The sequence below is a fragment of the Methylotetracoccus oryzae genome, from assembly GCF_006175985.1.
Lineage (GTDB): Bacteria > Pseudomonadota > Gammaproteobacteria > Methylococcales > Methylococcaceae > Methylotetracoccus > Methylotetracoccus oryzae.
Genome location: NZ_SRSH01000004.1, coordinates 237,461 through 250,922, shown reverse-complemented (window position 1 = coordinate 250,922; position 13,462 = coordinate 237,461). Strand labels below are relative to the sequence as shown.

Annotated in this window: 10 protein-coding genes; 8 read left to right on the top strand and 2 right to left on the bottom strand. The window is 63.4% G+C overall.

The window, feature by feature from the left end; all coding sequences use genetic code 11:
• Nucleotides 1–258 precede the first annotated feature (258 nt).
• Both BWR02_RS06310 and BWR02_RS06305 read right to left on the bottom strand, forming a co-directional pair.
• Entirely contained in the window at nt 259–1,158 is a 900-nt protein-coding gene (locus BWR02_RS06310) for a response regulator (protein ID WP_139556888.1), read from the bottom strand.
• Nucleotides 1,155–1,886, bottom strand: coding sequence for a glycosyltransferase family protein (locus BWR02_RS06305; protein WP_236101983.1), 732 nt, complete (start codon nt 1,884–1,886; stop codon nt 1,155–1,157). Before BWR02_RS06305 ends, BWR02_RS06310 begins: the two co-directional genes overlap by 4 nt.
• A 217-nt stretch (nt 1,887–2,103) precedes the next feature.
• Here BWR02_RS06305 and BWR02_RS06300 point away from each other — a divergent pair, with 217 nt between their 5' ends.
• From BWR02_RS06300 to BWR02_RS06265, 8 genes are all read left to right on the top strand, one after another.
• Nucleotides 2,104–2,649, top strand: coding sequence for a heme NO-binding domain-containing protein (locus tag BWR02_RS06300; protein ID WP_139556887.1), 546 nt, complete (start codon nt 2,104–2,106; stop codon nt 2,647–2,649).
• Nucleotides 2,650–2,670: 21 nt separating this feature from the next.
• Nucleotides 2,671–6,051 carry an ATP-binding protein gene (locus BWR02_RS06295; RefSeq protein ID WP_139556886.1) on the top strand — a complete coding sequence of 1,127 codons (3,381 nt, stop codon included), beginning with the start codon at nt 2,671–2,673 and terminating at the stop codon, nt 6,049–6,051.
• A gap of 55 nt (nt 6,052–6,106) precedes the next feature.
• Entirely contained in the window at nt 6,107–8,188 is a 2,082-nt protein-coding gene (locus tag BWR02_RS06290) for a hypothetical protein (protein WP_139556885.1), read from the top strand.
• Between the two features lie 49 nt (nt 8,189–8,237).
• Nucleotides 8,238–8,579, top strand: coding sequence for an STAS domain-containing protein (locus BWR02_RS06285; RefSeq protein ID WP_139556884.1), 342 nt, complete (start codon nt 8,238–8,240; stop codon nt 8,577–8,579).
• Nucleotides 8,580–8,777: 198 nt separating this feature from the next.
• Nucleotides 8,778–9,695, top strand: coding sequence for an SLBB domain-containing protein (locus BWR02_RS06280; protein ID WP_236101979.1), 918 nt, complete (start codon nt 8,778–8,780; stop codon nt 9,693–9,695).
• Between the two features lie 7 nt (nt 9,696–9,702).
• Nucleotides 9,703–11,835 carry a GumC family protein gene (locus tag BWR02_RS06275; RefSeq protein ID WP_201276179.1) on the top strand — a complete coding sequence of 711 codons (2,133 nt, stop codon included), beginning with the start codon at nt 9,703–9,705 and terminating at the stop codon, nt 11,833–11,835.
• Between the two features lie 20 nt (nt 11,836–11,855).
• Nucleotides 11,856–12,857: a glycosyltransferase family 2 protein gene (locus BWR02_RS06270; RefSeq protein ID WP_139556883.1), complete on the top strand. Its 1,002-nt coding sequence runs from the start codon at nt 11,856–11,858 to the stop codon at nt 12,855–12,857.
• A gap of 3 nt (nt 12,858–12,860) precedes the next feature.
• Nucleotides 12,861–13,460 (top strand): acyltransferase, encoded by a 600-nt coding sequence (locus BWR02_RS06265; protein ID WP_139556882.1) that lies wholly within the window; start codon nt 12,861–12,863, stop codon nt 13,458–13,460.
• Nucleotides 13,461–13,462 lie beyond the last annotated feature (2 nt).

Here is a 13,462-nt window from a genome sequence, read left to right as displayed (position 1 = left end):
GGGCCTCAGGGACCGTTTGATGGTTCCAGCGATATTCCTTAAGCCCTAAGCAGTTTTTGCGCCGTTCCGTAAGCGTCTGACTCGCTGAGAGACCCCAGCGCCCGGGCTGATCGCTTTTGGGGCTCGCGGCCTCATGCTGCGCCATCTGGGTGCGCCGTGATGTTTCGCAATCTCGGTGCCTTTGCCGGCGCCGCGATCCGCAACGGTAAGGGCAGGCGAAAACGCGCCTTATCTCGACGGCTCTGGTCCGGCGTTTCGTCAGGGGGAGGGCAGCCGTATCGTCGCCACGACGCTGTTCCCATTCCCCTGATACTCGAGGGTGTCGAAGCTCTTGACGCGCGCCAGCGCGATGCCGCGACCGTTCAGATCGAAGGCGCGTTTGGGATCGAAGTCGAGATAGTCTCGCCACTCGAAGCCCTGCCCCTCGTCGGTGATGGTGATGACCATTTGGGTCGGGCGACGCTCGAAATGCAGACGGACCCGCTTGTCGCGGTTCTCGTCCAGGTTCATGCGACGATCGATTTCCTCGTGCCAGGTGTCGTTGAAGAGCAGGTGGCTTTTCTCGGCGTAACTGATGCCCAGATTGCCATGTTCGACGGCATTGATCAGCAGCTCACGCAGGCCGAGGATCGCGGTCTCCGGTTCGGGGCATACTGCAGCGAGAAAATCGGCCAGCAGGCATCCGTCCTCGATCGAACGAAAACGGAAGATGCCGCTCTCCAGATGCTCGAACGGCCGGTGCGCCAATCGGACCCGGTCGAGCATCTGCCGGTGTTCACGGAATTGCGCGGTCGCGGCCCGGACGACGCTGATCAATACCTTCGGGTCGAAGGGTTTCGTCAGGTAATAATGCGCCCCGGCGTTCAGGCCCTCCTGAATGCTGGCCGGGTCGGTGACAGCGGTCTCCATGATCACCGGAATGTCCATCAGTTCCGGCATGGCCTTGATCTGTCGCAGCAACTGCATCCCGTCGAGCCGCGGCATTTCCCAGTCGAGCAGGATGGTCTCGAAGGCATGATCGCCGGCCACCAGCCGTTCCCATGCTTCCTGTCCATCGCCCGCCAGAACGACATCGAAACCAGCGTCGATCAGATTGTCCTGAATGACGAGGGCGATGATTTCTTCGTCTTCTACCAGGAGAACGCGCGGGCGGGTCATGGGGAGCGCCGCCCGGCTTTCCATCGCGACCTGACGCGGCGCGCCAACGCGGCCAGTTCGCGGAACACCGGCCAGCGGTCGAACCACCGATTCGGGTAGATGTCGCTGCGCGAACTGCGCTGACCGCCGAGGCTGGGCACGGTGATCAGGGTCAGCACGTCGGGATTCTGCTTGCGAAAGGTGGAATAGGCACCGTCAACATGCATGGGACTGCCGTCCGGATGGCCTGGGGGTCGTTGCAGCAGGGCATCGAAGAAGTCCAGCAAACGGTCGAAGATCGCTGCGTTGATGCCGTAAAAATGGGTCGTCATCAGCGGGCCTGAGTAGGGCTGCAGCAGCGCCGGATCGCCGGAAGGCGTTGCCTGTTCCAGCGCATGTCCGAAATAGACGAAGCCCCAGTCATTGGTCCGTAGCGTCTCGATCATCTCCGCGGCATGAGCCCTCAGCCTGGGGTCGATGGTGAGGTCGTCCTCCATCACCAGGACATTGCGCAGACCCTCCGTGCGGGCTTGTCGCAGAATGCGGTGATGGCTCTCGAAGCAGCCGCGTGCGCCCAGACTCGGGAAGAGGCCCGCATCCACCGGGCGCACCGCGGTAAACAGCTCGACGCGGCCGGGAGCGAAGGGTATGCCCGCTTCGATCAGTTCCTGTTGCATTTCCCGCCGCCGATCTGCCCGCTCGGGCAGGTTGACCACGTAGCAGCGGTCGAAGTAATCCAGCAGCGTCATGGAAAGATTCTCCGTTGCCTACGGCGTATGTGCTGACGAACCGGCTCGGCTCGCCGGGAGGGGGAGAGTGGTCGGTGAAGCCCCGATCAGCGCGTGGGAGTTTGCCACGGAACGCTACGGCTAGGAAGCGCGCTGCCGCGGACGGTGTTCGCATGGCGCACAGGTTCCGCTTGGTTCACAATAACGCGGGAATGCCGGCGAAATGGGAGCTCGGGCCATGTATGGAATGGTGAACAAGGCGCTTGAAGAAATGGTGTGCGCGCGCCTGGGGGATGCCGTCTGGGAGGAGATCAAGACGCGCGCCGGGGTCGACGTGGACGTGTTCGTCAGTAATGACCCGTACCCGGACGAAATGTCGTTCGGCCTGGTGACGGCGGCGGCCGAGGTCACCGGCCTCCCGGCCCAGGCTCTCCTCGAAGATTTTGGCCGCCACTGGATTCTCTGCACGGCACGGGAAGGCTATGGCGAGTTACTCGACGCCTGCGGTGACACGCTGCCGGAGTTTCTGTCGAATCTGCCCAGCTTTCATACCCGTGTCGCGATGATATTCCCGAAACTCCAGCCTCCGATCTTCGAATGCACCGATCTGACGGAACACTCGGTTCGCCTTCACTATCGGACCCACCGCTCGGGTCTGACCGCATTCCTGGTCGGTTTGCTGCATGGTCTGGGCGCGCGTTTCGACACCGAGCTGTCCGTGACCCTGGAACAGAGCCGGGACGCGGGCGCGGATCATGATGTTTTCCTGCTCGCGTGGCCCTGATTCGATTTGCCGAGCGGACCCATGACTTCGACCGGGGATCGATCGCAGCCTGCGCCAGGCCTGTCGAGCGAGCAGTTTGAATCGCTGTTTCCTTTCCATGTCGCTATCGACAGCGACATGACGATCTCCAGAGCCGGCCGGTCGTTTCTTCGACTTTGCCCGGACGTCCCGGTCGGTGCCGTGCTGACCACCTTCTTTGCCTTGAAGCGGCCGCAGGTTGTGCTCGGGTTCGCGGCGTTGCGCGAGTCGGCGGGAAAGCTGTTGCTGTGGCAGCGCATCGGGTCCGAACTGACTTTACGGGGACATGTACTGGAACAGCCGGAAAATGGCTGTTTGCTGATGATTTGGTCGCCTTGGTTGACGGACACGGCAGAGATCCGATCGCACGGGCTTTCGGTCGAGGATTTCCCGCTGCACGACCCGGTCATCGATCTCCTCCAGGTGGTGAGGTCCCATACCATGGCGCTGGCCGACGTGCGCAAACTCGCGGACAAGCTGACCGCCCAGCGGGCCCAGTTGCGCGAGACCAACGCGGCCCTGAATCAGCAGTACGCATTGCTGCAGGAGGCCCAGCTCAGCTTGCAGGCCAAGGAGGCAGAGACCCGCAAGCTGGCGTTGGTCGCGGCCGGCACGGACAACGGCGTGGTATTGACCGACGCGCGCGGTCGCACGGAATGGGTCAACGAAGGCTTCACACGGATGACCGGGTATACGCTGGAGGAGATGCGCGGCAAGACGCCGGGCAGCGTGCTGCAGGGGCCCGGCACGGACCGCGATGCCTTGGAGGAAATCCGCGCCCGGCTCAGGGCGGGGCAGGGCTTCCGTTGTGAATTGCTCAATTACCACAAGAGCGGGCGGGAATATTGGGTTTCCATCGAGGTCCAGCCAATTTGCGACGAAGACGGAAACGTCGTGAATTTCATGGGTATCGAGTCCGATGTAACCGAACGGCGCCTGAGCGCTGCCGCGCTCGAGGCCAGCGAAATCCGCTACCGTTTGTTGGTCGGCAGCCTCCGCGAGGTGGTCTTTCAGACCGATGCAGCGGGGAGGCTGACGTTCCTGAACCCGGCCTGGACGCGGATCACCGGTCAGGCGGTCGACGAGAGTCTTGGCAAGACGATCGTCAGTTTTCTGCATCCGGATGATCGTGCGCGCTTCCGCCGCTCGCTGGCGGACGTGGTCGACGGTGACGGGTCTGCCAGTTTTTTGGACGAATGCCGTCTCAGGATGCACCCGCAGCGCTACGGTTGGGTCGAATTCTCCGCGCACGCCAGCATCGATCTGAGCGGTGTCTCGGGGACCTTGAACGACATCACCGAACGGCGGAAGGCGGCACAGATCATGCTGGATGCCGCGCAGGCAGCCGAGTCGGCGAACCGCGCGAAGAGCGAGTTTCTGGCTACGATGAGCCACGAGATCCGCACGCCGATGAATGGCGTGCTGGGCATGACGGAACTGCTGTCGCATACCGATTTGCAGCCCGATCAAAGGGAAATGGTCGAGACTATCCAGACCAGTTCTTCCGCTCTGCTGCGAATCATCAATGACATTCTCGACTTCTCGAAGGTGGAGTCGGGGACGATCAGCTTCGAGGAAGACGACTTCGATCTCGCTCCGCTATTGAGCGAGGCGCTTGATGTCGTCCGGCCCGAAGCCCGGCGGAAGGGTCTGCGTCTGCAGTCGAGCTGCGATCCCCGCCTCAGTGGAGCGCTGCGGGGGGATGCCGGCCGGCTGCGACAAGTGGTCCTGAATCTGCTCAGTAACGCGGTCAAGTTCACCGAGAGCGGGGAGGTCACGCTGCACGTCATGCGGCTGAATGCTCACCGCGATCTCGTCACGCTGCGGTTCGAGGTTCTCGACACCGGCCCGGGTATCCCGGAACGCGAACAGCGCAATTTGTTTCAGCCCTTCAGTCAGTGTGACGCAACCCCGTCCCGGCGCTACGGCGGCACCGGCCTGGGGCTCGCGATCTCCCGCAAGCTGGTGCAGTTGATGGGGGGAGATATCGGGGTCGAGAGCACGCCGGGCAAGGGCTCCTGCTTCTGGTTCCAGGTGACTCTGGTGCCCGCGGAACAAGCGGCCGCACGCGCCAATGTGAACATGTTCCAGGGTGCGAAGGTCTGCTTGGTCGTGAACCAGGAGGATCTGCGCGCAACGCTCGAAAATTCCCTGGCGTCCTGGTTCGTCGACTGCCACTCGGTCCGCAGCCTCGACGAGGCGATTTTCGCCTGTAGTGCCGCGGAGCCGGAACAGCGGCATTCCGGCATCATCCTCGTTGAGCAAGCGTTGATGTCGGTGCAATCCGCGACGCGCATTCGGGCTCGTGGTCTGGCCCGGCTCGTCCTTTTGACGCATTCCGGCGACTTGCCGGACGAGCACGATGAACTGGATTCACTGGTCGACGCTTATCTGGTTGCGCCCGTCGGGCGTTCCCAGTTGTTCGATTGTCTCTCGGCTTTCGTGTCTCAGCCCGCCGGCGACAGGGGGGAGGGCGCGGACTCCCGCGCCAATCCGGAGCTGGCCGCATCAGCAGAACCTCGCCCCGATCGGGAGACTCCGGCGTGCCGCGTGCTGTTGGCCGAGGACAATGAAGTCAATCGTCGCGTGGCTGTGATGATGCTGGAAAAGCTGGCGTACCAGGTTGATTGCGCCGCCAACGGGCAGCAGGCGCTCGAGATGATGCAGCAGCACGCCTACGAGGTGGTCTTCATGGATTGCCAGATGCCCGTGATGGACGGGTTTCAAGCGACCGAGGCGATCCGGCGCCGGGAGCAGGCCGATCCCGGTCTGGGGCGCGCGTACATCGTCGCGGTCACGGCCAATGCACTGGCCGGGGATCGCGAGCAGTGCCTGGCCGTTGGTATGGACGATTATCTGAGCAAGCCCCTGAGTCTTGAGAAACTGCGCGACGCCCTGGCGCGATGCGCCGAATCGCGGCCGACGCACGCGGGCGGACCTTTGCCAAGACGCGACGCCCTTGCGACGCCGCAGCCGGTGGCGGCACCAGATGAGTTTCCGGTGCGGGTGGAGCGGTCGGTGTTGTCCGGTTTGCTGGACGACCTGGGAGAGTCGGGGGCCGTTGTGCTGGATCAGGTCCTGACGGTGTTTCTGACCGACACGCCCGTCAGCCTGCGCGAACTCAAGCAAGCGCTGCCAGCGGGCGATTTCGAGCGCCTGGCCCGGCTTGCTCACCGGCTCAAGGGCAGCAGCAGCCAGATCGGCGCGATCCGACTGGCGGAACTGGCGCTTGCCATCGAGACGATGGCCTTGGCTCGCGACGGCTCGGGTTTGAGCCGGCTGGTTGCCGAACTGGATGCGGAATGGCCGGCGACAGCACAGGAACTCGAAAACTGGAGGACTGCCTACTCCGCTGCAACCGTCGCACGGGTCGAGCCGTCATGACGGATCCGTCACCCATTCACCGGTCGCTCCCCACGTCGCCAGGGCCCCACACAGCATGACATCGCAACCCAACGCCTCGGCTTCTCGTCCCGGATTCCCGGCCCTTTCCGACTATCAGGACATGCTGCGCCGATTCCCGGATTATCTGCGGCGCGGGTGGCGGGTGCCTGATGGCCAACCGGAATACTTCGGCGATCCTTCGCACGGTGAAGCCGGTATGCGCGCGATGGGTAACGTCGTGTTCACTGCGGCACTCCTGGCGACGGATCCGCAGTGCGCCGATGACGCCGCCGCGCCGGTTCAGGAAGAAATGCTCGGTTACGCCCGCAAGGCGTTGCGCTACATGACGCAAGGCCATCGGACCGGGGCGGGTCGGTGCGGGGATGGTGGCCAATGGGGCGGCGTCTGGCAGTCGGCCTGGTGGACGACGCGGATGGCAATGGGCGCGCGCCTGCTGTGGCCGCAACTGGCCGAGGACGAGCGGCGCGATGTCGAACGGGTGATCGTCTTCGAGGCCGATCTTCAGTTGCCGCGCATCGTGCCGAGCGGCCTGGCCGAAGATACCAAGGCCGAGGAGAACGCCTGGGACACCGAGATCCTGGCCGCCGCGCTGGCCCTGTTCCCCGCGCACGCGCACGCCACCGCGTGGCGCGAGAAGCTGATCGAGTTCGCGATGAATACGCTGTCCGTCCCGCAGGATCGCTGGGACGAGCGTCTGGTCGATGGTCGCCGTATCCGCGATCAGGTGTATACGACGAACCTGCACAGCGATTACACGCTGGAGAATCACGGTGCCTACCATTTCTGCTACGTAGCCAGTCCCTTGCAGTCGATTGCCTGGACGTTCTACGCCCTCGCGGGCGGCGATGACCCTCTGCCGGTCCCGGAGGCACTCTTTCACCACGTCGAGGATCTTTGGCGGCGGGTCAAACCCACCTTCCTGGACACCCGATTCGCGTATGTGAGCGGCAAGGATTGGGCGCGTTACACCTATGGGCTGTATTTCATCGTGCCGGCGCTCGTGTTGCTCCAGAGTCGCTACCGGGACGGCGATGCGCGGGCGATCGAGGCCGCCCGCGTGCAGTGCCTGGCGAGCGAGCAGGCCGAAAATCCGGATGGTTCTTTCTTCGGTCGACGCTTCACCGACCCCATACGCTATGGGCAGCCGGCCAAGTACGAGACCGACTGTTTTGCCAATCTGGCGCTGGCCTACCGATTACATGCGCTGCTTCGCCCGCAGTTGGAACCGACGCCACTGTCGCAGCTGCAACGGAATCTCGGCGGATGCCATGTCAGCCCCGAATGCGGTGTCGCATTTGCGCGCAGCGAACATGTCTTCGCCTCGTTCTCCTGGCGTACCCTCACCACACCCTTCCCGATCGCCTTGTTCATCCCCATCGGTGCGGACGACATGGCGGAGTGGCAGGGCAACAATCTGCTTGGCCGCATTGTCGCCGACGAGCCGGCACATTCGGTCGCGATAAGGTCCATGACCACGTCCCGCTCGGGTTTTCGCGTCGAAGGGATCGTCGCCTATCGGGATCATCAGGCGCGGCCACTGTACGATCAGCACCTGCTGTACGATGTCGACCCCGAGGCCCGCGAGGCGACGGTCCGTTGCCGTTTTGTGGCGAAACGGCGGATTCATGTTCGCAGCGCCCTGGGGTTGACCCTCGCGATTGCCAATGACCGGTTTAACGGATTTCGACGCGTCTACCATGCGCCGGATGGACGGACCGAGATCGTCTTCGACCCACATGCGCCGAATCCTTTCGGCCGAGGCAAGTCGGGATTGCTGGCGCGGATCATCAGTCGCCTGGGCCGACAGCTCGGCCTGGACATCCGGCGCACCGCGTTTGCCGGAAACTGGATCAATGTCGATGACCGTTTCGGCATCGTCTGGTGTGGTGAGGCTGCGGCTCCGTTCGTCTTGCATCGGGCCCAGGGTCGCAACGTACCCGATGGCAGTCTTCACTACGACGTACTGGTCGCGCCGGAGCTTCGGCTCAAACGCCGCTTCGATGCCGAGGAGGAGATCCTGGCGGTCGAGTTCCGGCTCATCGCCGGAACTGCCGACCAGACCCGCGAGGTCGCCCGATCAGGCTGCGCCTTAAGGGGGAACGCTCCCGTTACCTAGGCAATTGTTGGTATCATGCGCCGTTGGCGATTACACACGGAGAAACGGCATGGTGCTGACCCATCGGCTCGATGAAGGCATCGACATCGTCGAGGTTTCAGGCCGGCTGGCGCTCGCCGAGGTCGCGGAGGCCCGAGGAAAGCTGAAAGACATCGCGGAGACGGGTACGGGCAAACTGATCGTGGATTTGTCGGGCACGACGTTCATGGATTCGGGAGGTCTATCCGTGCTCGTTTCGGCGTTCAAGGCGACACAAAGTCGCCAGGGTCGAATGGTTCTGGCGGCACCGACCGCCAATATCCAGTCCCTGATCGAACTGACCCGGCTGCAGCAGATCTTCGAGATTTTTCAGACGCGTGAAGCCGGAATCGCCGCGCTGACGAAGTCCTGAGCGACTTTTGGAAGGGCTGCCCAGGTGGGGACAAGGCAGGCCGGAGGGCAGGGCGAATCTTGCTGGCGCATCGCGCGGGCTTGCTTGGCGTCGCTGTGGCCATTGCTGATTGGTCTGCGCGAGCATCTGTTCCGCGTCCTCCGTCTCGTTTTCTTGTCGTTGCTCGCGGGCTTGTCCGCTTGCGGGTCATGGGAGTCGGTGCCTGATCCGACCCCGGACGCACTGGACAACTTCGCAGCTCCGAAGCGCCTGACCAAGCTCTCCGGAGACTCGGTAGTCAGGGCCTTCGAGGAGGAAACCGGTCGGACCTCCGATTACCTTCTGGGAGACGGGGACGATATCTATCTCGAAGTGGTGGGGCGGCCGGAATTGTCGGGAGCCCATCACATCGGCCCTGATGGGCGTATCACCCTGTCGGTAGCCGGCCCGGTAATGGTGCGAGGTTCCACGCGCCAAGCGGCCGCCAACGCCGTCGCGATGGCTCTAGCTCCGTACTACCGGAATGTCTACGCGACGGTGCGCGTCGACAAGTACAACTCGAACCGCATCATCGTGATCGGCAATGTCGAGAAGCCCGGCGTTTTGCCGTTCGAGACACCACCCTCACTGCTGGAAGTGTTGGCTCAGGTCGGCGGCCAGAAACAACAGGTTCCAACCCGCTGCTCGGTAATCCGCGGCGAGCGGATTCTGTGGCTGGACCTCAAGCGTCTAATCACCGGCGACGCCTCGCTGAATATCCGCCTGCAGCGTGACGACGTCGTGTACGTTCCGGACAGCAATGAGACCTCGGTCTTCGTGCTGGGCGAAGTCAAGGCACCCGGTATCTATCGCTATTCACCGCCGATGTCATTGATGAACGTTCTGGCCCAGGCCGGTGGCCCGACGACGGACGCAAACATTGACGAGATTCATCTGATTCGGCCGGGGAAACAGCAGAACCTGTCACTGTCGGTCGAGGAGTTGCTGGGGGCGGAACACCCGACTCGGAATGTCGCCATCGAAGAAGGCGATGTCCTCTACGTGCCACGCAATGGGGTGTTCAAGGTCGGCTACATCATCCGGCATGTGAATCCCTTCGCCTATCTGCTGTTGATCAGCACCTTTGCCGTGCCCTAGGAATGGGATGAGCAGTCCATCGCCTAGCGAGCCGACGTTGGTCATCGTTCCGACCGGCACCTTCATGCCGCTGCACAGTCTGCGCAAACGCTGGAAACTTGCGTTGGCCCTAGTGCTGACTATTCTGGCCGTCGGGGTGCCGATGGCATGGCTCAAAGGCGAGCCGCTGTATTCCGTCACCGCCGTTATCTACGTCGCGCCCCGCTTCGTCAACATTCTGCAGGAAGGCAGCGGGCAGGAGATCGCGTCCTACCAAGCCTACCGCCAGTTCGTCGAACAGCAGTCGCGCACCATTGGCCGTTACGACATTCTCGTCGACGCGCTGCAGCGGATGGGCGAACGACGTAAGGTGTGGCAACTCCCGGGCGAAACCGAGCGGCGCGCGGCCGAACGTCTGCAGGCCGCCCTGGTGATTAAGGCGGTCAAGGACACCTACCTGATCACGGTCGAGTTGCAATCCAATCAGAAGGAGGGGCTCGACGAAGTCATGAATTCGGTCGTGGAAACCTACCTCGACAAAGTCCGTGGCGAGGATCTGTTCTATGCCGCCGATCAGCGTCTGGCCAACCTGCGGACTCAGCGCCAGGCTCTGGTCGATGCCATCGCCAAGAGCAACAAGCGCCGTTTGGAAATCGCGCAGGAACTTGGGGTCACCACATTTTCGGACAACGGCGTCAATCCCTTCGACCAGTTGCTGGCGGACAGCCGCAATGCCCTGGCAGCCGCGCAGCGTGACCGTATGGAGGCCGAGGCGCGCGCCGATGCCTTCGATGTGACGCGCAACAAGGATGGGGCAGCTGCCCTGGCCGCTGCGACCAGCGAACTCGTCGCCAAGGATGGTGGGCTGTTTACGTTGAAATCCAATCTGAATCAGCGCCGGACGAAATTGCTGGAAGCTTTTAGCGGACTGAACGCGGAGCATCCGATCTATGCGCAAGTGAAAGGCGAGATCGACGAGATCGATGTCGAGTTGGGGAGCGAGACGAAAAAGGTGACCGAAGCGGTCAGATCGATGCTGTTGGAACAGCGCCTGTCGGAGGCTCGCCTGACACGCCAGATCGAACGGCAATTGACTGAACAACTGGACCAAAGTCGTCAAAAAGCCTCATGGTTTGCCGAGCGCTACGACGAGGGTGTCCGCCTGACGGACGAGATAGAACGCGACCGCACCCAGCTCGACGCGATCGACAAGCGCGTCGGTTTTCTGGAACTCGAATCGAACGCGCCCGGATTCATCCGTATGGAGAGCCCCGCCCGCCCACCCGAGATCCCGATCGGCGGCGGGAAGAAAAAGCCGGTCATGATGTCGCTGCTCGCCGCGCTGGCGTTGGGGTTGGGCGTTCCCATCCTGATCGACTTGTTGGATCGCCGGATCCGTACCGCGGGTCAGGTGCACAAGATCCTGGGCCATGCGCCATTGGCGTCGCTGCTGGCGGACTCGTCCAGCACGGCCATTCGGCGCGTCCTGGCCGACCAGAAGCGGCGCTTGAGCCTCGCGCTGGAGCGCGAACGACGCGAACAGGGAGCCGATGTGATGCTGATGACCTCGGTCAAGGCAGGCGCAGGCGTGACGTCCCTGGCTTTCGACCTTGCCCGGGAATTCGACCTGTTCGGCGTCCGGGCCTTGGTCGTGGAGGTCAATCCGGTTCAGCCCGATGCGAGGTATCGCGTCTCGGCCACGCATGACGGTTTGTTCGACGTGCTCGCCGCCGATGTGCCGGCGGCGTCGGCGATCGTCCCGGCGGAGGGGGCCTTGCCGGACCGGCTCGGGATCGGGCTGACACCCGAGGCTCATTTGTTTGGCTACCACAAGCTGGACGCCTTGCTGGCGGAACTGAAGCAGCAGTACGGGGTCATCCTGCTCGATGCGCCGCCGGTGCTGTTGTCGGCGGATGTGGAATACCTTGCTGGATCAGCCGATCTGACGCTGCTGTTGATCGGTGCGATGCAGGTCATGCCCGGCGAACTCAAGCGGGCGGCGACTATCCTGGAACGCGCCCGCCCGAAGGCCATCAGCTTCATCGTCACGCACCTTGAGGTGACCTGGGCCGGTGGCTACTATGCCAAAATGGTGCGCGACTTCGAGGAGGCGGAAGCCGCAGCGATCAAGAACCTCGGTTCCCCATCCGTTCCGGCGTGACCGTTGAATCTGGTGATGCGATGAATATGCCCCCTTCGCTTTCGGTGGTAGTGATCGGTCGCAACGAAGGTGAACGGCTGGTTCGTTGCCTGCAGTCGATCCGCCTGGCGACTGCCGCGATCGGTTCCGTCGAAATCATCTACGTGGACTCGGCCTCGCATGACGGCAGTCCGGACAGGGCTCGCTCGTTCGGTGCGAACGTCATCACCGTTCGTCCGACCCGCCCCAGTGCCGCCATCGGCCGTAATGCCGGCTGGCGTTCGGCTGCCGCCGAGAACGTCCTGTTTCTGGATGGCGACACGCTGCTGGAGCCGGGGTTTGTCGAACGGGCTGTGGCGGAATTCGAGGATCCTACTGTGGCCGTGGTCTGGGGCCATCGGCGCGAAGTCAGGCCGGAGGCGTCCGTCTACAATCGGGTCATGGACCTGGACTGGATCTATCCACCGGGGCCGTCCGATTTCTGCGGGGGAGACGCACTGATGCGACGCAAGGTACTCGAAGCGGTCGGCGGCTTTTCCGAGGAACTCATAGCCGGTGAGGAGCCGGAGCTGTGCCAGCGCATCCGCGCGCGTGGCCTGACGATTCTGCATGTCGACCAGCCGATGACGCGCCACGATCTTGCGATCGAGCGGTGGCCGGCTTATTGGAAGCGCGCGGTGCGCGCGGGCTATGCGTATGCCGAGGTTTCGCAACGCCTTAAGCATACGGCGTTTCCGCTGTGGCTTCGCGATGCGCGCCGCAACCTGATCCACGCGGCGGTGCTGCTCGCACTGGGGGGCGCTGCGCCGGTCATGGCCCTTTTGGTCGGTGCGTGGTGGCCGATCCTCCTGGCCGCGACGCTGGCGCTGGGCCTGGTGCTTCGCTCAGCCTACAAGGCGCGCTGGAAGTCGCGCGACCTGCTGACCCTGGTGTGCTACGGCGTCCATTCGCATCTCCAGCAGATCCCGATCGCACTGGGCCAGCTCAGCTACTGGTGGGACCACTGGCGCGGGCAGCCCCGGTTCCTGATCGAGTACAAATAAGCCATGGCCGTTGACCCGAAACGTCTGCTTGCCCGGTTGCTGGTGCCGCTGGCGTGGCTGAGAGGACGGCTGGACGGGGCAGGGCGGCTGTGGGCCTACGCCCGGCTGGACCTCGCCCTGGGCGGTCGGCTCGATCCAACGACCGTGGTCCTGGGTTGCCCCGAGCTGCATGGCACGCGGGCGATGACTTTCGGCAAGCATCTTTACCTTTACCGGGACCTTTATCTGGAGACGCAGGGGGCCGGGCACATCCGCATCGGCGATGGTGTCGTGATCTCACGCGGGGTGCACATCGTCGCGTTCGAGGAGATCAGCATCGGCGATGGGGCGATGATCGGCGAGTACACAAGCCTCCGCGATGCCAATCACCGTGTCGTCCCAGGCGAGTCGCCGCGCGACACGGGCCACGTCGCAAAGCCGATACGGATTGGGCGCAACGCGTGGATCGGACGGGGCGTGATGGTGCTGCCGGGTGTCACGATCGGCGACGGGGCGGTCGTCGGCGCCAACGCGGTCGTCACCCGTGACGTCGCCGCCGGCGAGACGGTTGTCGGTATCCCGGCCCGTGCTGTAATGCGGGGGGCCAACCCGCACTCGCGCTGACC

What these genes read in the sequence shown, in the direction of transcription:
- BWR02_RS06295 (WP_139556886.1), top strand. Translation starts at nt 2,671, where the DNA reads ATGACTTCGACCGGGGATCGATCGCAGCCTGCGCCAGGCCTGTCGAGC.
- BWR02_RS06270 (WP_139556883.1), top strand. Translation starts at nt 11,856, where the DNA reads ATGAATATGCCCCCTTCGCTTTCGGTGGTAGTGATCGGTCGCAACGAA.
- BWR02_RS06285 (WP_139556884.1), top strand. Translation starts at nt 8,238, where the DNA reads ATGGTGCTGACCCATCGGCTCGATGAAGGCATCGACATCGTCGAGGTT.
- BWR02_RS06290 (WP_139556885.1), top strand. Translation starts at nt 6,107, where the DNA reads ATGACATCGCAACCCAACGCCTCGGCTTCTCGTCCCGGATTCCCGGCC.
- BWR02_RS06300 (WP_139556887.1), top strand. Translation starts at nt 2,104, where the DNA reads ATGTATGGAATGGTGAACAAGGCGCTTGAAGAAATGGTGTGCGCGCGC.
- BWR02_RS06265 (WP_139556882.1), top strand. Translation starts at nt 12,861, where the DNA reads ATGGCCGTTGACCCGAAACGTCTGCTTGCCCGGTTGCTGGTGCCGCTG.
- BWR02_RS06275 (WP_201276179.1), top strand. Translation starts at nt 9,703, where the DNA reads ATGAGCAGTCCATCGCCTAGCGAGCCGACGTTGGTCATCGTTCCGACC.
- BWR02_RS06310 (WP_139556888.1), bottom strand. Translation starts at nt 1,158, where the DNA reads ATGACCCGCCCGCGCGTTCTCCTGGTAGAAGACGAAGAAATCATCGCC.
- BWR02_RS06305 (WP_236101983.1), bottom strand. Translation starts at nt 1,886, where the DNA reads ATGACGCTGCTGGATTACTTCGACCGCTGCTACGTGGTCAACCTGCCC.